The sequence below is a fragment of the Dechloromonas sp. ZS-1 genome (assembly GCF_039649255.1).
Lineage (GTDB): Bacteria > Pseudomonadota > Gammaproteobacteria > Burkholderiales > Rhodocyclaceae > Azonexus.
On the sequence record NZ_JBDIYD010000006.1, the window covers coordinates 14,549 to 37,500 of the forward strand.

Sequence of the window (22,952 nt, forward strand, 5' to 3'; positions counted from 1 at the left end):
TGCCGCTTAAATAAGACTAGGCAGCAAAGCATGACTTTAGTCATAATGCCCCTATCCATGCCTCGGCTTTTAGCAGCGTTCGCCGACCGCCCCTTCGACCTCGTTGCGCCCTCCTCGACCGATGAAAAACAATCAGCCCATCACCCAGCGCGAAGTCCCGTTTCCGCCCAACACCTACCTGGTGTCCCGGACCGATCTGAAAGGCATCATCATCCAGGCCAACGAGGCCTTTGTTGAGATCAGTGGCTTCACACACGATGAACTGATGGGCAAGAGTCACAACATCGTCCGCCACCCCGACATGCCGGAAGCGGCCTTTGCAGACTTGTGGGCCACGGTGAAGAGCGGCCTGCCCTGGCGCGGCATCGTCAAGAACCGCTGCAAGAACGGCGATCATTACTGGGTCGAGGCGTTCGTGACGCCGATCCGCAAGAATGGCGAAATCATCGGCTACCAGTCGGTGCGCACGCCGGCCCCGGCCGATCGCCGCGCGCAGGCTGAAGCTGCCTACAAGGCGGCCGGCCAGAATGGCAGCCTGCCCCGCACGGGACGACGCAGCCTCTCCGTCAAGCTGAGACTGTGGGCGGGGCTGGCCCTGCTGGTGGCGCTCATGGCGGTCACCGGTTTCATCGGCCTGAACGGCATGGCCAACTCGAACGCCCAGATGACGGCGATGTACTCGGATAACCTGCTGCCGTCCAACCTGGTCAACCGGATGATGTTCCTGCTTTCGGACAACCGATCCCAGGTCATGCTCGGCCTGCAGCACGACCCGGCCAATCCGAATGCCAAACTGCATGATCACGCGCTGGACATGCACATCGATGCCACGCTCAAGAACCGCACCGAAATCAACGCCCTGCTCGACCAGTTGAAACTGATCGCACTCACCGATCAGCAGAAAGCACTGCTGGACAAGTTCGGTGACGCACGCGAGCGCTTCTCGAAGGAGGGCGTCAATGTCGCCCGCACCCTGCTGAAAGACGGCAAATACACGGAAGCGAACGCGACCCTGCTGCTGCAGATCAATCCCTTGTACCGCGAAATGCAGAAAGCCGGCGAAGCCTTGATTGAGGCGCTGAGCACCGGCGCCAAGGAGCGCCACCAGCATGGCGAGGCGGAGTACCAGCGCATCCGCGCCATCAGCCTGGGCCTGCTGGCCCTGGCCGTGCTCGCTGCGCTCGGCGGCGGCGCACTGCTGATCGCCAGTATCGTGAAGCCGATCCAGCAGGCCGTTCACGCCTTCGAACACATCGCCGAAGGCAAGCTGACCGACGAGATCGACATTGGCGGGCGCGACGAAGCCGGCGTCCTGCTCTGCAACCTGGCCACCATGCAGGCCACGCTGAAGGCCATGCTGGATGACATCGCGCAGGCCTCGCGCCATATCGACACGCGCTGCCGCCTGCTCGAAAGCCGCATGCAGCAGGTGACGCGCCAGTCTGAAGACCAGCACCAGCGGGTCGAAGGGGTGGCCGCCACCGCGGAAGAATTCAGCCAGTCCGTCCAGGAAGTCGCCACCAGCGCCGCCGAGGCCGCCGCAGCCGCACGCCAGACGCAGGAACGCGTGATCGACAGCAACGCCAATATCGGCCAGAGCATGCAGGCGACCGCCCGTGTCGTCGACGCGGTGACCGAATCCAACAGCACCATCGGGGAACTCAAGGAATCCATCGTCAAGATTGGTGACATCACGCATGTGATTGCCGAGATCGCCAACCAGACCAACCTGCTCGCCCTGAATGCCGCCATTGAAGCAGCCCGTGCCGGCGAAGCCGGACGTGGCTTCGCCGTGGTGGCGGACGAAGTGCGCAAGCTGGCTGAACGCACCACGCTCTCTACCGCCGACATCACGCAGACCGTCCAGACCATCCAGCAAGTCACCGCCCAGGCCGTGAGCAGCATGGACCGCGCCGCACAGGAAGTTCAGACCGGCATCGGCAAGCTGCAGGAAAGCGTCGCCGGCCTGGAAAGCATCACCACCGCCACGCGCGAAGTGACCGACATGGCCGGCCACATTTCCGACTCGGCCCGCCAGCAAGGGGTGGCCAGCGAAGACGTGGCCAACAGCATGCAGCAGATCACCATCCTGATCGAACAGAATACCGAATCGGCCAAGTCAGCCCGTCAGGCGGCCGATGAATTGCTGGCCACGGCCCGCAGTCTGGATACCCTGATCGCCAGTTTCGAACTGCACCGTCGCTGACCCAAGCCGACCGGCTTTCATTAAAATGGGGCGCTTTTCCGGCGCCCCGTTTCATTTCATGTCCCGCTTCCATTCGTTTCACCAGACCCTGCGTCGCCTTGCCGGCCTGACCGCGCTGCTGGCCGCGACCGCCCATGCCGACGGCTTGCCCCCGGAGGTCATGAAAGCCCTGAAAGCCGCGCAGATTCCGGCCAATCAGGTGGCGGTCGTCGTGCAACCGGTCGAGGCAGCGGCCCCCTTGGTGGCCCACCAGGCGAGCCGGGCGATGAACCCCGCTTCGGTCATGAAGCTGGTCACCACCTATGCCGCGCTCGATCTGCTCGGTCCGGCCTGGACGTGGACCACGGGACTCTGGCTGGACACGGCGCCGGTCGACGGCATTTTGAATGGCAATCTGTACTTACGCGGCAACGGCGACCCGCGCTTCGCCATCGAGCACCTGAGCACGCTCCTGCGTCAGGCCCGCACGCGCGGCATCCGCCAGATCAACGGCGACATCGTGCTCGACCGCAGCGCCTTCGACATCCCCGGCATCGATCCCGGCGCCTTCGACGACAAGCCGATGCGTCCCTACAACGTCGGCCCGAACGCCCTGCTCCTCAATTTCCAATCCATCCGCTTCACACTGCAGCCGGACAATGGCCGCCCCCGCGTCCTGATGGAAACGCCCAGCGAGGGCCTGCGTGTCGATAATCGCCTGCAGGCCGGCGACGGCGCCTGCGCGAGCAACTGGAAAGACCTCATCCAGACCCGCCTGATCCCTGAAAACGGGCGCGCCCGCCTCGAATTCACCGGCACTTACAGCGCCCTCTGCGGCGAGCGCAGCCTGAACATGGCCCCGCTGACCGCCGACGAACACGCCAACGGCCTGATCCGCGCCCTCTGGCAGGAGCTGGGCGGCCAACTGGCCGGCAGCGTGCGCGCCGGCAACGTGCCGCTCGGCGCCCGTCTGTTCACCCAGCACGAATCGCCGCCGCTGGCCGATGCCGTGCGCGACATCAACAAATTCAGCAACAACGTCATGGCGCGGCAGGTCTTCCTGACGCTGGGGGCAGAATCCGGCCGCGACGGGCAGTTGACCGCCGCCCAACCGGAGCGGGCGCGCCAGCGCATTGGGCAATGGCTGACCGGGCGCGGCCTGCGCTTCCCGGAGCTGGAGATCGAAAACGGTTCCGGCCTGTCGCGCCGCGAGCGCATCAGCGCCGGCAGCCTCAACCGGCTGCTGCTCGATGCCTGGAAAAATCCGGTGATGCCGGAATTCATCGCCAGCCTGCCCATCGTCGGCATCGACGGCACCATGAAAAAGCGCCTGACCAACGGCGAGGCAAGCGGCCGCGCCCACATCAAGACCGGCACGCTGGACGGCGTCAAGACTGCCGCCGGTTACGCCCTCGATGCCCAGGGCCGCCGCCATGCGGTCACCTTCCTGATCAACCATCCGCGCGCCGCGCTGGGCGGGCCGGCCATCGATGCGCTGATCACCTGGGTGGCGCAACGACGCAGCAACGAAACACCGCCCGCGCTGGTCAACGACTGACGCCCCCCGCCTGTCCCTCGCCCATTTTTGCCCTGTTTACGATGTCGACCGCCGCCCACCGCCACACCCTCTTCGAAGATGCCCAGAGCCTGCTCGTTGCCCCGCTGCTCTGCGCCTTTGCCGTGCTGCTTTTCCGCGAGGCCGGTCTGCTCACGGGCGGCACCATCGGCATTGCCTTCCTGATCCATTACCTCAGCGGCTGGGCCATCGGGCCGGTGCTCTTCGTGCTCAACCTGCCGTTTTACCTGCTGGCCATGAAAGCCATGGGCCGCACCTTCACGATCAAGACGTTCATCGCGGTGGCCCTGCTCTCGGTCTATGCGGAACTGCTGCCGCACTGGATCAGCCTGCAATCGATCGATCGCGTGTTCGCGGCGGTCATGGGCGGTTTTCTGGCCGGCATCAGCATCCTCATGCTGATCCGCCACAAATCCAGCCTGGGCGGCCTGGGCATTCTCGTGATCCATTTGCAGAACACGCGCGGCTGGCGTGCCGGCAAACTGCAGATGGCCGCCGACGTGCTCATCCTGGCCGCCGGCATCTTCGTGCGCGATCCCTTGAGCGTGGCGCTGTCCATCCTCGGCGCCATCGCCCTCAACCTGGTGATCGCGGTCAATCACAAGTCCGGGCGCTACATGGGGACCTGAGGTCTCCGCACGGACTTACTGGACCGGCCGCACTCCGGCCAGGGCCAGCCAGCCGCGCACCACGCGGTAACCGACCCAGATGCCCAAAATCGGGATCAGGATCCAGGCCGCCAGCGGAATGCCAATCAGGGTCAGCATCAGCACGAAGGCAATGCAGAGCCAGAGCGCGGTGAACCAGAAGGTGCGGATCTGCCAGGTGAAGTGGCTTTCCAGCCAGGTCCCGGCCACATCGCCGCGCTTCAGGTAATTGAGAAAAACGGCCAGCAGCGACGGCAAGCCAAAGACAAAGCCGCCCGCCACGGTCGCCACCGACGAGGTGACGCCGACAAAAACGGCGCAGGCATGCAAGGCATAGATCACATGCGTGAGCTGGATCAACGAGGGGCGCACGCCTCCCGTATCGGGCACGACGGGGATCGGTTCCTGCATGACAGCTCCTTTCCGGCGGTCGACCGCCTTCAGTGGCACAAAATCAAAGACCGAGGCGATCCCAGAGCTGGTCGACGCGCGCTTTCACCGCGTCATCCATGACGATGGGCCGCCCCCATTCACGATTCGTCTCGCCCGGCCATTTGTTGGTCGCGTCGATCCCCATCTTGGAACCGAGGCCGGCCACCGGGCTGGCGAAATCGAGGTAATCGATCGGCGTGTTATCGACGAGCGTCGTGTCGCGCACGGCATCGAAACGCGTGGTCATCGCCCACACCACTTCCTTCCAATCGCGGATGTCGATGTCCTCATCGACCACGATGATGGTCTTGGTGTACATGAACTGGCGCAGGAAGGACCAGATGCCGAACATGACACGCTTGGCGTGTCCCGGATACTGCTTGCGGATGCTGACGATCGCCATGCGGTAGGAACAGCCCTCCGGTGGCAGGTAAAAATCGACGATCTCGGTAAATTGCTTCTGCAAGAGCGGGACGAAGACCTCGTTCAAAGCCACGCCGAGCACGGCCGGCTCATCGGGCGGCTTGCCGGTGTAGGTGCTGTGATAGATCGGATTTTTGCGCATCGTGATGCGCTCGACCGTGAACACCGGGAATTCGGCCTGCTCGTTGTAGTACCCGGTGTGGTCGCCATACGGCCCTTCCAGCGCCATCTCGCCGGGATGGATCACGCCTTCGAGCACGATTTCGGCCGAGGCCGGCACCTGCAGCGTCGATCCCAGGCACTGCGTGAGCTCGGTCTTGCTGCCGCGCAACAGCCCGGCAAACTGGTATTCGGAGAGCGAATCCGGCACCGGCGTCACCGCGCCCAGGATGGTCGCCGGATCGCAGCCGAGCACCACGGCCACCGGGAAGGGTTCGCCCGGATGGGCCAGCTGATGATCGCGAAAATCCAGCGCGCCACCGCGATGGGCCAGCCAGCGCATGATCACCTTGTTCGGCCCGAGCACCTGCTGGCGGTAGATGCCGAGATTCTGGCGGTTCTTGTGCGGACCGCGCGTCACGACCAGGCCCCAGGTGATCAGCGGCGCAATGTCGCCTGGCCAGCAATGCTGGATCGGCAGGCGGGACAGATCGACATCCTTGCCCTCCCAGACGATTTCCTGGCACGGCGCAGAGGAGACTTTTTTCGGCGCCATGTTGAGCACGTTTTTCAGCATGGGCAGCTTGTCCCAGGCATCCTTCAGGCCCTTGGGCGGCTCCGGCTCCTTCAGGTAGGCGAGCAGCTTGCCGACTTCGCGCAGGGCGCTCACCGACTCCTCGCCCATGCCGAGCGCCACCCGCTTCGGCGTGCCGAACAGATTGGCCAGTACCGGAATGCTGTGGCGCTGGCTGCCCGTTACCGGCTTTTCGAACAACAGGGCCGGCCCGCCGGCGCGCAGCACGCGGTCGCCGATCTCGGTCATTTCGAGGTGCGTATCGACGTCGACCGTCACCCGCTTCAATTTGCCGGTTTTTTCCAGTTGCGACATGAAGTCGCGCAGATCGTGATATTTCATCGGAACAGCCTGTCGAGGACGATGCCGGCAAAGAGCGCCATGCCGACGTAGTTGTTGTGTAAAAAGGCCTTGAAGCACGCCATGCGCTCGCGGCCGCGAATCCAGGTGTAATGCAGGCCCATGATGCCCGCCGAGACGACCAGGCCGGCGTAATACGCGAAGCCCAGTTGCAGATGCATGCCGACGCCCGCCAGGATGGCCAGGGTGGCGGCATAGCAGAGCATGACGGCCAGCACGTCGAAACGGCCAAAGGTGATGGCCGAGGTCTTGATGCCGATTTTCAGGTCATCGTTGCGGTCGACCATCGCGTACTCGGTATCGTAGGCCACGGCCCAAAACACATTGGCCAGCAGCAGCCACCAGGCGACGGCAGGCACGCTGTCGAGATGGGCGGCGTAAGCCATCGGAATGCCAAAACCGAAGGCGATGCCGAGATAGGCTTGCGGGATGGCAAAAAAACGTTTGGTAAAGGGGTAGCTCGCCGCCAGAAAAACCGCCGGGACGGAGAGCGCGATGACCAGCGGCTTGCCCAGCGCCAGCACCAGTGCAAAGGACAGCAGGCAGAGCACGGCAAACAAGGCGAGCGCCTCGCGCGACGTGACGCGGCCTGCGGTCAGCGGACGTTCCTTGGTGCGTTCGACATGTTTGTCGAAATCGCGGTCGGCGTAGTCGTTGATGACGCAACCGGCCGAGCGCATGAGCACGGTGCCGAGCACGAAGACGACCACCACGGCCAGTTCGGGCCGCCCTGCCGCCGAGAGCCAGACCGCCCACAGGGTCGGCCAGAGCAGGAGCAGAATGCCGATCGGCTTGTCGAGGCGCGTCAGCTTGATATAGAGATCGAATTTTTCGGTGATGCGATGCCAGTTCATCCGGGAATTTTACCCTGCCCATGCGGGTCGACCGTAGCCCTCGCCGCCGCCATTTTCTGCTAGTCTGAACATCCGGGCAGCCGCTATTTTGTAGACAGGACATCGCATGCGCGTTCTCGTGGTCGTCGCCTCCAAGTTTTTCCGCCAGGTCCTGCAGCGGCACCTGGCCTTTCTCGCCTATCCGGCCAGTTATTGCGGCTCGCTCGAAGCGGCGCTCAAACGCATACAGCAGGGCGACATCGACCTCATCTGCCTGGAAGGCACCCTGCCCGATGGCCGCGGCCTTGAGTTGCCCCAGCGCTTGCGCGAACGGCCGGACCTGCCGGCGCCGCCCTGCCTGCTCCTGACCTCCTCCCCGGACAATGCCCTGATCGAGGAAGCCCGGCACGCCGGCATTCAGCAGGTTTTTGCCAAAAGGGACATCGAAGCCCTGGCTGACCATATCGCGCAACGCGAAGGAGAAGCCCTCGCCAGCCGCCACCTGAAAGGCCATGCCCTGGTCGTCGAAGACAGCCCGACCGTGGCCAAACTCTTTGAAGGCATGCTGCGCCACCTGGGATTGACCGCAGAATCCTGCCCGCGCGCCGAAGAGGCCCTGACGCTCATTCAGCGCCGCCCGCTCAGCCTGCTCGTTACGGACGTCCAGCTCGCCGGGGCCATGAGCGGCCTCGAACTGGTTCAGGCCGTGCGCCAGCTGAAACACCGCAACGCCCGCGTGCCCATTCTGGCCGTCTCGGGGCTGAACGAACAGGCACGCAAGATCGCCCTGCTGCGCAACGGGGCCAACGATTTCATTTCCAAGCCGGTGGATGAAGAAGAATTCGCCGCCCGCGTCAGCAACATGCTGCACCTGGCTTACCTGCTGCAGGAGGCCGAAGCCCAGCGCGAGCAACTGCGCCGCATGGCCATGACCGACCCGCTGACCGGCCTCTACAACCGTTACTACCTCGGCGACATCGCGGCCCAGCGCGTCCCGGAGGCTTTCCGCCATGGCCTGCCGGTCAGCGTGCTGATGCTCGACCTCGACCATTTCAAGAACATCAACGACACCCACGGGCATCCGGTCGGTGATCTTGTCCTCACTGAAACCGGCGCCCTGCTCCAGCGTCTCTGCCAGAGCGGCGAGATTGCCGCGCGCATCGGCGGGGAAGAGTTCGTGCTCCTGCTCATCAACCGGGACGCCGGCAAAGCCCGCTATTTTGCCGAAACCCTGCGCAGCGAACTCGAAGCGCTGCGCCCCGGCGGGCTCGCCGTCACGGCCAGCATCGGGATCGGCAGCATCGAGCGCGGCGGCGTCACCGACTTCACCACCCTGGCCAAGGCAGCCGACGACGCGGTCTATGCGGCCAAGGCGGGCGGCCGCAACCGTGTCGAGGTCAAGCTGCTGCCCAGTAACCCGGCCTAGCGGCGCGCCCCGCGCAGTTCAGCCACACAGGCCTGCAGCGCAGCCGGTGTGGCGGCTTCCGGCGGCAATGCCGGCCCGACGCGCAAATCGATGGCCGAAAAAAGGCCGCGCCGGAACGGGGTGCTCATGGCAGCGCCATCGATCCGCGAGAAGAAACTGCCCCACAAGCCGGACAAGGCCATCGGAATCACCGGCACCGGATTGAGCGCCAGAATGCGCGTGATGCCCGGACGGAAGGGCTGCAATTCACCATCGCGGGTAATGCTGCCCTCGGGAAAGATCCCGACCAGATCCGCCGCCGCCAGCGCTTTGGCGGCTTCGGCAAAGGCCGCTTCCAGCATCGCGGGATCTTCCTTGGCCGGCGCAATCGGGATCGCGCCGCAATGCCGGAAGATGAAGCCCAGGACCGGCGTCCTGAAAATCCGGTGATCCATGAGGAAACGGATCGGGCGGGGCGAAGCACCCATCAGGATCACCGCATCGGCAAAGCTCACGTGATTGGCCACCAGCAGCGCCGGCCCATCCTGCGGAATGTGCGCCAGGCCCTCGCTGCGCAGGCGATACACCGCCTTGACCAGCAGCCAGGCAATGAAACGCAGCAGGAACTCCGGCACCAGTCCGTAGATGTAGATCGCCACCAGCGCATTCAGCACCGCAGCCAGCGCGAACAATTGCGGGATGCTCATCCCGGCGCCGAGCAGGGCCGCCGCCCCCAGCGCCCCCACCACCATGAACAAGGCGTTCAGGATATTGTTGGCGGCAATGATGCGGGCCCGCGTCGCTTCCGCGCTGCGCAACTGCACCAGGGCATACAGCGGCACGATGAAAAACCCGCCGAACACGCCCAGCATCATCAGGTCGAACAGCACACGCCAGACGGCCGGCAAGCTGAGCAAGGCGAGCAGTGCGTGCGGCGTGGTCCCGGCCAGCGCGTCCGGCGAGGCAAAGTACAGATCCAGCCCGAACAGGGTCAGGCCGATGGAGCCGAAGGGCACCAGCCCGATTTCGACATGGCGGCCCGACATGCGCTCACAGAGCATGGAGCCGATGCCAATGCCGACCGTAAACGTGGCCAGCAGCAGCGTCACCGCGGCCTCGCCGCCCCCAAGCACGTTTTTCGCATACGCCGGAAACTGGGCGAGGAAAAGCGCCCCATAGAGCCAGAACCACGAGATGCCGAGAATGGACAGGAAGACCGTGCGGTTCTGGCGGGCAAAGGCGATATTGCGCCAGGTTTCGGACAAGGGATTGAGGTTGACCGTCAGATCCGGCACCGGCGCCGGTGCCGCCGGTACGCGCCGGCTGGTCAGGTAGCCGGCCAGCGCGACCACGAAGCCGCCCGCAGCAATCCAGGCCGGATGCGCCACCGCGCCGGCCAGCAAGCCGCCGGCCAAGGTGCCGATGAGGATGGCGACGAAGGTCCCGGCTTCGATCAGCGCATTGCCGCCGACCAGTTCCTCGGCATGCAGATGCTGCGGCAGGATGGCGTATTTGACCGGCCCGAACAGCGTCGAGTGGCAGCCGAGCAGAAACAGCGCCAGCATCAGAATCGGCAGGCTGGTCAGCGCGAAGCCGACGGCGGCAATCGCCATGATCGCCATTTCCAGCACTTTCACCAGGCGGGCCAGCATGGCCTTGTCGTATTTGTCAGCCAGTTGGCCGGCCGTCGCCGAGAACAGGAAAAACGGCAGGATGAACACCCCGGCTGCCAGGTTGGCCAGCAGTTCGGGCGCCAGCGTGGTCCAGCGCGCCGCCTGGAAGGTCAGCAGGACGACCAGCGCATTCTTGAACAGGTTGTCGTTGAAGGCCCCGAGAAACTGGGTGGCGAAAAACGGCGCGAAGCGCGCTTGTTTGAGAAGGCCGAATTGTCCGCTCATGCTTGGCTCGCAGCAAAAAGGCGGCGGGTCTGAAAGACCGCCGGGGAGAAGGAATGGCCCTGCCAGCTGAGCAGGCGCTTGAGGGTGAAATCAAAGAGCAGCGGGTTGTGCTGGCGCAGGGTATCGAGATCGCGCACTGCCTCATGCGGCAACAGGCCCGCCTGCGCCAGCTTGGCCGGCGCGGTGAGCGGCAGGATACCGGGCAGCGGGTAATCCGAACCGTGCAGCAGACGCGGATGCAGGTCGCCCCGTTCGAGCAGGCTGCGCATGATACGCACATCGCGGTTGCGCTGGGTGATTGCGGAAATGTCGCCGTAGAGCCGATCCTTGGCCCGCGCCTCCGCCATCAGTTCGAGAAAGAGATCGAAGCTGGGTCGGACCTGCCCGGCATCGTCGAGGTCGTGCCCCAGGCTGGCGCAGTGGGCGACCACGACCTTGACCCCGGCATCGAGCGCCCGCCGTAGACGGAGCGGATTGCCGAAGGCCTGGGTATCGCTGCCCTTGACGGCTTTTTCCTCACCGCAATGGACGATCAGCGGCACGCCACGCGCGGCCAGGACGCGATAAAAGGCATCGCACTGCGCCGATGCGGGGTCCATGCCCATCGCCGCCGGCAGCCATTTGACCGCACGCGCGCCGTCGGAAATGGCCGCTTCCAGACGGTCGACCGCCGCCGGATGGTAAGGATGCAAGGAGGCCACCCACTCGAAGCGCTGCGGAAAGGTATGGGCCAGCTTGGCCGCCCAGGCATTCGGCACATAAAAAGCGGAATGCTCGGGATGCGCCGCGCCGTGCTGATCGTGAAAACGCTCGAAGGCAAAGAGCATGACCTTGAAGCCCTCGGGCAGCGCATCGCAGAGGTTGAGCAGGCGGGCCACATAGGCACCATCGACCTTGCCCGGCGCGTTGTGGGCACACCCGGCATTCATGTAGAACAAACGCTGCGCGTACTGAAACGGGCGCAAGGGCGTGGATAACTGCGGCCCGATCTCGATGCCGCTGCCGTCGTCACCCAGCCCGGCCAGATGCACGTGGCAATCCCAGAGCTGGGCCGGATCGATCCCGGCCCAGGCCTGGCGCAGCCAGGGGCTGTCGAGCAGGGAGAGCGGAATGGCGGCACGGCAGGGATTGACGACAAAGGGCTTGGCGAGCGCCGCACCGCCCCCGAGCAAGGCGCCGCTGCCAAGCAGTCCGGCCAGCAGGCGACGCCGCATCGGGTCGGGCTGACTCACCCCATTTTCCGGCGTTGCAGACGGTTGACCGTCGGACGGGTGCGTGCCGCGCATCACAGCGCCACTGCCCAGGTTTTCAGGGTCACATAGTCGATCTTCCCCGTGCCGAGCAGCGGCAGGGCATCGACCACCTTGATCTTGCGCGGCACGGCCAGTTCCGGCAAGCCGAGTTCGCGGGCCTTGGCGGCCAGGGCCTCGCGGGCCAGCGCGGCATCGGTCGTCAACAAGACCAGGGCTTCGCCCTTGCTGGCGTCCGGCTGGCTCGATACGGCATGCGCCAGCAAGGGCGACGTCGCCGTGGCGAGCTTTTCGACGACTTCCAGGCTGACCATCTCGCCGGCAATCTTGGCAAAGCGCTTGACCCGCCCGACGATCTTCACGAAGCCTTCGTCATCGATCTCGACCACGTCGCCGGTCTCGTACCAGCCTTCACCCAGATCGGAGGACGGCGCCTGCAGCACGCCGGGCCGCTCCGCCTTGAGGTAACCCGCCATCACATTGGGGCCGCGCACATGCAGAATGCCGCCTGCCGGAATGCCCGGCACCGGCTGCAAGCGGTATTCGATGCCCGGCAGCAGGTTGCCGACCGTGCCGGTTTTGTAGGCCATGGGCGTGTTGACCGCCAGCACCGGCGCCGTTTCAGTCGCACCGTAGCCTTCGAAAATGCGGATGCCGAATTTCTCGAACCAGAGCATCCGCACGTTGTCGGCCAGTTTCTCCGCCCCGGCGACCACGTAGCGCAGGCGGTAGAAGTCATACGGATGCGCGAACTTCGCGTAGTTGGCGAGGAAGGTCGAGGTCCCGAAGAGTACGGTGCAGTTGCGGTCGTAGGCCACTTCCGGGAGCCAAGACCCCAAAAAAGCAACTATTTCCGAAACACCATCTAAATCACAACTGTTCTGAATAGTTGCGTAACTATTTGTGGCTTTCGCATCGTTTATTTGGCAAAGCACGGCTCGGCTTTCTAAATATCGTCCAAGACGACCGAGGCCGGAGACGGTAGCGATGCTGTCCGGGAGGCTTCTGTCTGCGCCTGAATGAGACCCTGCAAAGCCTCAACGTCCCCCTTCTCGAGCAGCACCTTCTTGGTCGTGATATGCCGAAGCCTTTGCCGATAGAGCTCCAGACCCACCGAGGCTAAGTTCTCCTCGGAGAAGAGGCGCGACAGGGCCCCTCGGACCTCATCGCTGACAACGCTTACCCTCTCCGCCTCCTTCTGGTTGGGCACGGACTTGAACCCTGACGCAATCAGGTCGTCGATAGGTAGGCCAGGTAGGCTCCGAAGGCCGGCGACGATGCGATTCTTGAGGCGAATTGCCTCATCTCGCTCTGTCTTGAGCAGCGTCACATAGGCCCGGATGGTTTCATCTTGAATGGCGGGCTCATAGGACTCCTTCCGAACCGCCACCGGAAGCACTTGCTGCGCGCGCCGTGCCTGTAGATAGCGGAACAGCGTATCTTGGGCATTTCGAATGGATTGCGTTTTTGGCCCCTTCCAACGGTCCTCACAATACTTGCCGACGGCCGTCGGCGTGATAGCTACTCGTGAGTTCTCGAGGAAATCGCACGCATCCTTTATCCGCTCAAGCGATTGTTTCAAGCGTGGGTTTGTGATGCCGTCAGACAGGTTTTTGAAGAGGTCGTCAGTCTGCTTAGGTTTGGACATGTTTAATCCTCCACGACGGGGATGAGTTGCCGCGCTGTCAGTTCCCGCAAGGAGCCTGTCGCCAACGAGGCCAGTTCCTTGACTCCTGCCTCAAGAGTGGGGAGGCTGGCGAGCTTGAGTTCGCCGGACAAGACCTTGGATAGGTCCTGAGCTTTCACGTACTGGAGAAGCATGGATGACAGTAGGTTGGAAGCTTCCTCCGCCATGTCTGCATCCAGTTGCAGCATGAATTGAGGCAAGTCATTTGCTTCCAGCACCTTGGCAAGCATGAGGTGCTTTTCATGCACAGCTTCTCGATTCTTAAATCCCGGCAGGAAGTCCACCATCTGGGTAACGTGGTCGATAAGGACGAACTCGTTGGTTTCCTGCAAGGTCACCTTGAGCTCATCGGCAGAACTGGCTGTCAGCAGCGGCGCCGGCAGATTTCTGTCTTGCGCCAAGTTCTGGCGGGCCTCGGCGTATTCTTCAAGCAGGTTCGACGAGGACATGGCAAAGGCGTACCTGGCCTGCCACTCGGTAATGTCGAGGGACAATTCACGCTCAAGTGCTTCAATGCGATTGCGGGTATGGGCTGCCTTCGATTTCGCGCCGGCATCTGTTTGCTCAATGAGCAGGTCGCGGGACTCACCCAGCTCCAGCCCTTTCCGTCGAATCTGATAGATAAGGTTGTTTGCTTCGGCAACCTGCCCAAGGATAAATGCAGGCCCCGTCAGCCAGAACCGGCACAGGCCGCACCGGCGGCCGCCCGGCACCGGGCCATAATGGTCGCCAGTCGTATCAAGCACGCCGCCCTCCGAGCACGACGTACCAGGACAGATGCCATCACTCGAGATGGTCCACAGTCCTGTGTGCTCCTTCATCGCCATGAAGGCAGCATCGCCACCCAGGGGACGTTGGTCACCGTCCTTTGAGAGCAAGAAGGACGAGAACTGCTCTACGTTAGCCAGGAACTCGCTACTGCCGACGAAATCCCCCTCGGCCGCTGCCTTGTCATGGGCTTTGGAAATGAAATCCCTCAGCTTGCCCGGTGAGTTCTTGAAATACCACAGCGTCATGACAAGGGAGGCGTGCCCGGCCACGAACTGGGAAACCACTTCAAGAGGTACGCCGTTCTCAATCATGGCGCTGATGCCGCTCACCCGCAGGGTGTGCAGGTCGTACTTCCACGCCAAGCCTTTGCCATTGGCCTTTGGCTCGGTGAGCGCGATGTCTACCCCATACTTCGCCTTGACCCGTTGTTCGGTCTCGGCCAGGAGGCGGACATAAGCGCGGGCAAGCCTGCTGTAGGCTACCGGGCTTGTCTTCTCAATGGTCGTGGGGTCCCGAAACAACGGCGCCACGCGAGGTGATTGGCTAATGTCCTTGCCAGAGGAATAGGTATGGCGGCCGACGCCGGACTCCGCGTACAGAACGGGCTCGGCCAGCGGCGGCAAATAACGGAGGCTCCAGTCCCGTACCTGCATGAGGTAATCCGCCAAATCAGGCGGAAGATAGGGGATTTCGTATCCTCGGGTAGCCGCGTTGTACATGGCCGTCTTATTCGTGTTTACGAACAGGCCACACCACGTCTCCTGCCGAAGCGTGTCATGAAGCGTGCGGATGCAACCCTCTCGGCGGCCAGCGATGGCACCCACTTGGCTGTTCTTGGTTGCCAGCCCCGTTTTGTGGTCCACTGTCAGTTCATCGAGGACGCCAGAATCTAGCCATCGTGCCTGGTGGCTGCGCAGAGGGAGCTCCAGCATTACCAATAAGCAGATTGCGGTGCCCGGCCACCATCGACGAACGCTCTTACCTTCATCGCGGTCATAGACCGTTACCCAGTCGTGTCGCGGGTGGCCACGGAAGAACGCGAAGTCGTCTTCGGTGAGGGTATTTCGCAGCTCTTTCAATAGCCAGGACGGCAACGCAGTGCGGAAGCTCTGGCCGGGGCGTCCGCTGGTGTCGAAGTAATCCTGGGTCGAGATGGGATTTACATAGCTGCTAGCCGCGGCTGACCTACCCGTTGCATGAAGCCAGTCACGTACCCAATCGAAGAACTCGCGGAGGTAGCCCAGAAACAGGTTTTTCCTTCTGGCTGCGCTATCCCAGACTGAGAGGGCCTGCATGTAGGTAACCTTGTTGCGTAAGGTTACGTCATGAATGTGCTGCCGACGGTCCACCAGCTCTGGCGACAGGGGCGGAGATGGAAGTGAAAGGAGGTAGTCGCAGAAGAAATTCAATCCTGCAATGAGCGCCACCTTGGAATTCGACAACGTACGCTGACTGACAAAGCTTGCCATTGTCGTTGCCCAGACATGAAGGTCCGGCCTCACCTGGACGAGCCATTCGAAAGTACCGTCGGTTTTGAGGACGGTCTTCTTGTTATGGTGGGGTTTGTTGGCTATCTGATGGGTTGGATGTACGTGATTCCAGATGGAACGCAATGCTCTGCCCAGCTTTAATTCCCATCGGCCATCACCAGCCAACTGACCACCGTCCCGCCCGGCAGTTTTTGTCCACTGCTCACACAGTGACTCAAGCTCGCTGATGAACGGCTCCGACATGTCGCTGATTTCGGTCATTGAACTGATGAGTACCGCTCCACAACCAAACCGCTCAACCGGACTCATGTGGTCACGGCGCTCGTCATCCAAATGACCGCTGACTTCACGCAACAGTTGGGCAACGCTCCCGGCGTATGCCGGGTTGAAGGCTGCCCGCCACTTGCTGGACGCGCTCCAATGGACGAAAGCGGTCGAGAACAGAAGCCATCCTCTTGCACGCAGCATGAGGAGAATCTCCGAGTAGCGCCCGGCCATCCGCCGGTCATCACTCTGCTCTGGTCGATAAGCGCACATCTGCCGCACAAACTCGCGCACGTCGCCAACGGCAAGAAATTCTTGCCTGATGTCCTGACCATAGGCGTGGTTCAAGCCCGCCGGGCTTAGGAGTCCCCTAAGCTCTTCGTAACAGGTGGGCATGCACTGATTGAGCAGTTTCCGTTGTTCATCAAGCGGGAGCTTCCGCAGCTCATCGCCCACCCCTCGAAATTTCTCGAGACCCAGGCGCTCGGCCACGGCCCTCGCCGCCAGAACCCGAAGGGAAGAATTAGGGCCATCGCGGAAGCCCTTAATCCACGACTCGCCATCCTGCTCAGACCACTCCTTCCAAGTCTCCTGGATGCGAATACGCTCGTGCTCACGAAGCACGGCCTCGAACTCCGCCTTGGTCGGAAGGTGCAGCCACGCGAAATCTGCCGGATGCGGATTGAGGGCAACCCTGCGTTTGGTCACCGGGGAGTAGAAATACTTCAGGCCGGCATCATTCATCGGCGCCACTCTCATCTGATAGCAAGAGCTGTTTGTTCTGGAGAAACGCCGGCATGCTCTCGGTCATACGCTGATGTGCCTGGGCCAGCTCGGAGCGGACTACAGCACTGTCTAGCGCGTAGTACACCTCGGTAGAAGCGACGTTCGAGTGGTGCATCATCTTCTGCACTCGCTCCTTGGAAAGCTTTAGCCAGCTTGCCGCGTAATAGCCGTAAAAATGTCGGCCGCCATGGGGATGAGCTCCGGGCGAAGGAACAGGAATATCTGCCCGGCCTGCACATCGGTAAAACTGTTTCGTCAGACCAGAAAGCTTCAGGGGCTCCCCAAAGTTCTCGCCACGCTGTGAAACAAAATAATAAGGGTGCTCATCACCGACCCGAAGACGAACCGTGCGCATGTACTCTCGATGGAGTTCCCAGAAGAGGCGACCAATGCTCGGGTCAATCCAATAGACCTCACTCTCTGCTCGCCGTGGGTCTTCCAGCAACATCCCTTTCCAGCCAGCATGAAGTGGATGCCGCACAGGCAAATCGTTACGGGGGATACGGTTGTACTTGTCCAGAAGGAAGGCGGCACGGCTACTACGCCGACGCGTTCCCCTAGCGTCCACCCAGTCAATTTCTCCTTCCTGTGGATGGGCGAGTACCACCCGCGCCGTGCCATCGTCCTTGTTCAGCGAGATGTCACGCGTGTAGATATGCATGAGCTCGGAGATGCGCACACCACCAAAGAACAGAAGCAGCCAACACATGCGGTCGCGCACCGTGTGAGCGTGGGAGATGAAATTGAGCACCTGGTCGGGAGGGAAATATTTGACAGCGGCACCGCCTTTGCCCCTGCGTTTCTTGGGGCTGAAAGCCGACACCTGAATTTTGCCTCGCCCCTCCTCTGTAGCCTCATAGGCATGAAACAGCAGGTCCCATTGTTTCCTGGCAGCCGCTCTTGCCATCCAGAGATGCAGGAGTGGCCCAGAGAGTTGGCGCAATAGCACCTCTTCGGAAGGATTGGCTTCAACATGCCCGAAGTTGGTCGCGCAAAAGCTTGAGAAATCGGTTATGTGCCTCAAATCATTGTTGGCCGTCGTCTGCTTGACGGGGGACCACCCAAGACCCAAACAACCTTTGAGGCGAGCCTCATAGAACTGCGCAACCAAGCGCGCCATCCCTCGCTCATCAAGCGTTGGCGCATTCTTCTCCAGAACGTAGTAGTCATAAAACAGCCCGATGGACTTAACTACCTTCGCTAAGGTTGCTGGCTCCACTCCCCTGAACAACATATTACGGAGATAGGAGGCAGCGAAGACGGATACCTCTCCCGCTGCCAGCAGCAAGATGGGTAAAGCAATTCCAAGTCGCCCCTCGATTGGGACATCGACAATCGCATGCGCAGTACGAAGAGGAGACGGTAACTTAGACATGTATTGCAGAGCATATTAACCAACTTAATAGTTAAAAGTATAGGGTAGGTATAAAATTACTTTGCAAATTTGAGAAATATCTGACCAAAGGAAATTGAGTCTCACGGCACCACACCAAACACCATTACCGTATTTACCAATCGCTTGGCATCAGTCGGCCAATGGCATGACTACTCAGCATTATTTCAAGGTTGCACTTCCTTTGCTCCTCGGGTGGCAGGCACAGGCTTCGCCGTGTGCTGCCGCGACGAGTTCGTGCAGGATGCCGCACTCTGATGCCGCATGAGGAGCCAAACACAGCCCGCGCAGCGCCATCAACTGGCGCTCTAACGCTTGCATGCTCGCTAGCCGTGCACGTACTTTTGCCAATTGAGCATCAACTAGGTGGTTAATTTCACCACAGTCCGAATGCGGGCTATCGACGAAGGTCAGCAGACGCCGCACGTCCGCCAAGGGAATGTCGAGGGCTCGGCAGTGGCGAATGAATGCGAGCCGCTCCAGATGGGCCTGGGTGTAGGCACGGTAGCCATTGTCGCTGCGCGTCGGAGCGCTCAGTAGCTGCGCTTTCTCGTAGTAACGGATGGTTTCGACATCCACACCGGTGGCCTTGGCCAGTTCGCCAATCCGCATTGCATTCTCCTGCCTGAAATTGGCTGTATTCTAGGCTTGACCCTGTAGTCACTCCAGAGATTCTAATACGCATATCTATACTACGCATATCTATACTGGCGACTTGCCACTGGAGAGTACCGATGTCTTCCCCTCACGAAGCCAACAACTCAATTGCTCAGCCCAATGACCACAGTTGCGGCTGTAACCATGCTTGCAACGTCTCGGGCAAAATACCTGTGGGGATTGATAAGCCACAAGCCGTGCCGCTGCCTGGGCAACTCCTGCTGAGTGTTCCCGCGATGGATTGCCCGACGGAAGAAGGACTCATCCGGCGCGCACTGGAGAATCTTCCCGCCGCCCGCCGCCTGTCGTTTGACCTGGCAGCCCGAACACTAAGCCTCGAAGCACCGACCGAAGCCTGGCCGGACATTCAGTCAGCCATCAAGAAGGCAGGTTTCGATTCGGAACGCCTCTCCGAACCCCCCAGCATGGATACGGCTGAGCAGCTCCGAAACCAGTTTTTTCAGCCCATCGCCGCACTCCTGGTCGCCATTGTCGCCGAGGCTGTTGCGTATGTGGCGCCCGAAACGCTGGTGTGGAAACTGGGGGGAATGGGCATTGCGGGCCTGGCCATCGCGCTGTCTGGGCTTTCGGTCTTTAAGAAAGGGCTGGCCGCCCTCCTGCGCAGGCAGTTGAACATCAATGCCCTGATGTCGGTTGCTGTGGCCGGGGCCTTCGTGATTGGCCAATGGCCCGAAGCAGCAATGGTGATGGCTCTCTACGCGATTGCCGAACTCATTGAGGCCCGCGCCGTAGACCGTGCTCGTAACGCCATCAAGAGCCTTCTTGAGCTATCGCCCCAGCAGGCCGAAGTGCTTCAACCGAATGGGTCATGGATTCAAGTCCTGGCCAAGGAAATCAAGGTTGGTCAGAGAGTCCGTGTCCGTCCTGGTGAGCGCTTTGCGCTGGACGGCAAAGTCACCACCGGCAATAGTGCCGTGGACCAGTCGCCCGTGACCGGCGAAAGCATGCCGATTGAAAAGGGACCGGGCGACGAGGTATTTGCGGGCACTATCAATCAAAGCGGCGCCTTGGAATTCGAGGTCACTGCACCGGCGAGTGATACTGTCCTGGCCCGCATCATTCATGCTGTGGAGGAGGCCCAGGGTTCGCGGGCCCCCACCCAGCGCTTCGTCGACCGTTTCGCTGCCATTTACACGCCAGGCGTCTTTGTCCTCGCGCTCGGTGTCGCCCTTGCCGGTCCATTAGCCCTGGGCTGGACCTGGATGGCCAGCCTCTACAAGGCCCTGGTCATGCTGGTGATTGCCTGCCCCTGTGCCCTCGTCATTTCCACGCCGGTAACCGTGGTCAGCGGCCTGGCAGCGGCGGCACGACGCGGCATCCTGATTAAGGGTGGCGCCTATCTGGAAGAGGCCAGGAAGCTCAAGGCAGTGGCCTTGGACAAGACGGGCACGGTAACTGAGGGACGCCCCAAGCTCGTCGCGCAGGTAATCCTTTCCCAGGCACTTCCCGAGTCTGATGTTTTACGCATCGCCTACGCCTTGTCAGGGCGCTCTGACCATCCAGTGTCCAAGGCAGTTGCAACAGGACTGGGGCTAACTGAACAATTGGATGTTCAAGATTTCGGCGCCGAAGCCGGACGCGGAGTCTACGGGACGATGGCCGGCCACAACTACGTGCTGGGCAACCACCGCTGGATTCACGACCGTGGTCAGTGTTCCCCTGAATTAGAAGCACTCCTGTCCGAACACGAGCGTCAGGGGCGCACCGTAGCCGTGTTGGCCAACCAGGAGGCCGTGCTCGCCATGTTCGCGGTCGCGGACACCATCAAGGCGAGCTCTCAGGAAGCCATCGGGGAGATGCTGAAACTCGGCGTGACCCCCATCATGCTAACCGGCGACAACCCTGCCACTGCGGCCAGCATTGCAGCCCAGGCCGGCATTACCGATGTCCGTGCCAATCTCCTGCCACAGGAAAAACTCGACGCTATCCGTGCTTTGGCCAGTGTCGGCCACCAAGTGGCCATGGTCGGAGACGGCATCAACGATGCGCCAGCCCTTGCAACAGCAGATATTGGTTTCGCCATGGGCAGCGCCGGCACCCATACCGCCATGGAGGCCGCCGACGTAGTCATCATGAACGACGACCTGCGGCGGGTTCCGGAGACCATCCGCCTGTCCATGCAAACGCATGCCGTGCTCTGGCAGAACATTACCCTGGCGCTGGGTATCAAGCTTGTCTTCCTGCTGCTCGCCATCTTCGACAACGCCACCATGTGGATGGCGGTGTTCGCCGACATGGGGGCCAGCTTGCTGGTGGTTTTCAACGGGCTACGCTTGCTCAAAGGCCGGCGTTAAGCTTCCGCTAAGTAATGAATATAAAACTCTAGGCTATACTCCGAAATTATGCGTCGCTGGATTGCCATCTTCTTCCTGGTGCTGTTTCCGCTGCAAGCCGTCTGGGCTGCGGCGGCGCCGTATTGCCAGCACGAAAAGGAACCGAAGACCTTCCATATCGGCCATCACACCCATGACCACCATGGGGTGAGCAACGCTGACGGCTCCGACAATCAGTTGCCGGGCCTCGACGATAGCGACTGCCAAGCCTGCCATGCTTTCTGTAGCGCCTTGTACAGCGAGGCCACGCGTACCGAGCCCATCGCTCTCGCGCCTCCACCTGCGGTGGCTCCAGTGTTTGCACTCCCAACCCCACCGCAAACGCAGCCCGAACGCCCCAATTGGAACCGCTTCGCCTAACGGCGAGGCGGGTCTAGGCATCCCACTCTCCGACTGAGCATCTGCTGGGCGCTATCGTGCCTTTGCGCGGTATTTTCAGTCGACACCTCGCCGATTCAATCCCCATGTTTCACTGGAGAAGAATCGGATGTACCGAAGCAATTTCAAAAAACTACTGCCCATCGTCGCCACTGCTTGGCTGATGGGCGCCCCTTCTGTCTGGGCTCAGGCGCCGGCAGGAAACAAGCAGATGTCCTCTGCGGCAGCCCAGCCCCAGGCGCGGCAACTGACTCTCAGAGAAGCTTTTGAGCTTGCCTGGAGCAGGCAACCTGAAGCCCGTTCGCAAGATGTCCGCCAAGAGGCTGTGAGTGCCGCTCGCTCTGCGGCTTCGAGCTGGACCGTCGAGTCCCCAGCCCTGGAACTCCTCGGCAAATCCGACCGGATGGGCTCCAACAATGGCAGCCGCGAGTATGAAGTGGGCCTCGCCATCCCACTGTGGCTGCCTGGTGAGAGAAGCCGCTCCGGCGAGCTCGCTGAGGCGGCGGCAAAGGCGCTGGACAGCCGCTTTCTGGCAGCCAAATTGCGCGTGACCGAGCTTGTGCGGGAACGGTGGTGGAACTACTACCGCGGTGAGGCCGAACTTGCCCTGGCCAATGAACGCCAGGCAAATGCTCGCAAGCTGGCCGATGATGTGGCACGGCGCTTCAAGGCCGGCGACCTTTCGCGGGCTGACCAACATCAAGCCGATGGCCTGCTGGCCCAGGCAGATGCCGCCATGGCGGAGGCGCAAGGTAACCGCGATGTCGCCCTGAACGCCTTGCGCGGTCTGGTGGGTAAAACATCGCTGAACCCGGATGTGCAGGCCCTTGTCCTCGAGCCGATGCCAGATTCGCAAGCCTTGAACGAGCCAGCGAATCACCCGGCCCTGGTCGAATTGCTGGACCGGGCAACGGTTGCCTGGCGAGCGGCTGAACTGGCGAGTGTTCGAACCCGAGCGAACCCCGAACTTCTGATTGCCACGACCCGCACTCGTGCCGAAACCGGCGCAGCGACAGACCAGACCTACACCCTTGGCATTCGCTTTCCCTTCGGCGGCGGCCCCCGTGCCGAAGCGCGGCGTGCTACGGCTCGTGCCGAGGCCTTGGATGCCGAATCCTCGGCCGACCTGGAACGGAGCCGCATCGTCGCCGGTATCGAATCGGCGCAGGCCCAAGTTCTGGCAGCCCAGGGGCGGCTCACGGCCGCCGAAAAGCGCGCCCGTTTTGCTCGGGAATCGCAGGGCTTCTTCGAAAAGTCCTTCCGTCTGGGAGAAACCGATTTGCCGACGCGGCTGCGTATCGAGTTGGAAGCGGCCGAAGCGGAACGCCAGCTCGCCAGAGCCCGTATCGACGTCGCCGCGGCAATTTCCTCACTGCGCCAGTCGCTGGGCCTGCTCCCCGAATGAGCTCGCACAAATCCACGAATTCCGA

At 61.9% G+C, this 22,952-nt stretch carries 17 protein-coding genes; 7 read left to right on the plus strand and 10 right to left on the minus strand.

The window, feature by feature from the left end:
• Positions 1-121: 121 nt before the first annotated feature.
• From AACO21_RS09625 to AACO21_RS09635, 3 genes are read left to right on the plus strand one after another with little or no spacing between them, the layout of a single operon-like run.
• Positions 122-2,206, plus strand: coding sequence for a methyl-accepting chemotaxis protein (locus AACO21_RS09625; RefSeq protein WP_346192311.1), 2,085 nt, complete (start codon positions 122-124; stop codon positions 2,204-2,206).
• Positions 2,207-2,264: 58 nt separating this feature from the next.
• A complete protein-coding gene (gene dacB, locus AACO21_RS09630) occupies positions 2,265-3,743 on the plus strand; it encodes a D-alanyl-D-alanine carboxypeptidase/D-alanyl-D-alanine-endopeptidase (RefSeq protein WP_346192312.1) in 1,479 nt (492 codons plus the stop codon).
• A 41-nt stretch (positions 3,744-3,784) separates the two neighbouring features.
• Positions 3,785-4,390 (plus strand): YitT family protein, encoded by a 606-nt coding sequence (locus AACO21_RS09635; RefSeq protein WP_346192313.1) that lies wholly within the window; start codon positions 3,785-3,787, stop codon positions 4,388-4,390.
• Positions 4,391-4,405: 15 nt separating this feature from the next.
• On the opposite strand, the gene AACO21_RS09640 is transcribed toward AACO21_RS09635, so the two are convergent.
• From AACO21_RS09640 to ubiA, 3 genes are read right to left on the minus strand one after another with little or no spacing between them, the layout of a single operon-like run.
• Positions 4,406-4,819 carry a hypothetical protein gene (locus tag AACO21_RS09640; protein ID WP_346192314.1) on the minus strand — a complete coding sequence of 138 codons (414 nt, stop codon included), beginning with the start codon at positions 4,817-4,819 and terminating at the stop codon, positions 4,406-4,408.
• A gap of 43 nt (positions 4,820-4,862) precedes the next feature.
• Complete coding sequence (gene ubiD, locus AACO21_RS09645; RefSeq protein ID WP_346192315.1) at positions 4,863-6,338, minus strand: 4-hydroxy-3-polyprenylbenzoate decarboxylase; 1,476 nt, start codon at positions 6,336-6,338, stop codon at positions 4,863-4,865.
• Positions 6,335-7,210, minus strand: coding sequence for a 4-hydroxybenzoate octaprenyltransferase (ubiA, locus tag AACO21_RS09650; protein WP_346192316.1), 876 nt, complete (start codon positions 7,208-7,210; stop codon positions 6,335-6,337). Before ubiA ends, ubiD begins: the two co-directional genes overlap by 4 nt.
• A gap of 106 nt (positions 7,211-7,316) precedes the next feature.
• Between ubiA and AACO21_RS09655 the strand changes: the two genes are divergently transcribed.
• Positions 7,317-8,615 (plus strand): diguanylate cyclase, encoded by a 1,299-nt coding sequence (locus AACO21_RS09655; protein ID WP_346192317.1) that lies wholly within the window; start codon positions 7,317-7,319, stop codon positions 8,613-8,615.
• On the opposite strand, the gene AACO21_RS09660 is transcribed toward AACO21_RS09655, so the two are convergent.
• The 7 genes from AACO21_RS09660 to cadR form a co-directional block, all read right to left on the minus strand.
• Positions 8,612-10,492 carry an MFS transporter gene (locus AACO21_RS09660; protein WP_346192318.1) on the minus strand — a complete coding sequence of 627 codons (1,881 nt, stop codon included), beginning with the start codon at positions 10,490-10,492 and terminating at the stop codon, positions 8,612-8,614. The two genes, AACO21_RS09655 and AACO21_RS09660, sit on opposite strands and share 4 nt — an antisense overlap.
• On the minus strand, positions 10,489-11,724 hold the full coding sequence (locus tag AACO21_RS09665) for an amidohydrolase family protein (protein WP_346192319.1): 1,236 nt from the start codon (positions 11,722-11,724) through the stop codon (positions 10,489-10,491). Before AACO21_RS09665 ends, AACO21_RS09660 begins: the two co-directional genes overlap by 4 nt.
• A 53-nt stretch (positions 11,725-11,777) precedes the next feature.
• Positions 11,778-12,581 carry an AMP-binding protein gene (locus AACO21_RS09670; protein ID WP_346192320.1) on the minus strand — a complete coding sequence of 268 codons (804 nt, stop codon included), beginning with the start codon at positions 12,579-12,581 and terminating at the stop codon, positions 11,778-11,780.
• Between the two features lie 107 nt (positions 12,582-12,688).
• Entirely contained in the window at positions 12,689-13,390 is a 702-nt protein-coding gene (locus tag AACO21_RS09675) for a hypothetical protein (protein WP_346192321.1), read from the minus strand.
• 2 nt (positions 13,391-13,392) lie between these two features.
• Positions 13,393-16,698, minus strand: a complete 3,306-nt coding sequence (locus AACO21_RS09680) for a VPA1269 family protein (protein ID WP_346192322.1) — start codon at positions 16,696-16,698, stop codon at positions 13,393-13,395.
• Complete coding sequence (locus AACO21_RS09685; RefSeq protein WP_346192323.1) at positions 16,691-18,115, minus strand: site-specific integrase; 1,425 nt, start codon at positions 18,113-18,115, stop codon at positions 16,691-16,693. The genes AACO21_RS09680 and AACO21_RS09685 overlap by 8 nt, the downstream gene beginning before the upstream one ends.
• Before the next feature lie 180 nt (positions 18,116-18,295).
• Positions 18,296-18,745 (minus strand): Cd(II)/Pb(II)-responsive transcriptional regulator, encoded by a 450-nt coding sequence (gene cadR, locus AACO21_RS09690; RefSeq protein ID WP_346192324.1) that lies wholly within the window; start codon positions 18,743-18,745, stop codon positions 18,296-18,298.
• 122 nt (positions 18,746-18,867) lie between these two features.
• On the opposite strand from cadR, the gene AACO21_RS09695 reads away from it, so the two are divergent.
• The 3 genes from AACO21_RS09695 (at position 18,868) to AACO21_RS09705 (ending at position 22,927) form a co-directional block, all read left to right on the plus strand.
• On the plus strand, positions 18,868-21,105 hold the full coding sequence (locus AACO21_RS09695; protein WP_346192325.1) for a heavy metal translocating P-type ATPase: 2,238 nt from the start codon (positions 18,868-18,870) through the stop codon (positions 21,103-21,105).
• Between the two features lie 48 nt (positions 21,106-21,153).
• On the plus strand, positions 21,154-21,504 hold the full coding sequence (locus AACO21_RS09700; protein WP_346192326.1) for a DUF2946 family protein: 351 nt from the start codon (positions 21,154-21,156) through the stop codon (positions 21,502-21,504).
• 229 nt (positions 21,505-21,733) lie between these two features.
• Positions 21,734-22,927, plus strand: a complete 1,194-nt coding sequence (locus AACO21_RS09705) for a TolC family protein (RefSeq protein WP_346192460.1) — start codon at positions 21,734-21,736, stop codon at positions 22,925-22,927.
• Positions 22,928-22,952: the final 25 nt, after the last annotated feature.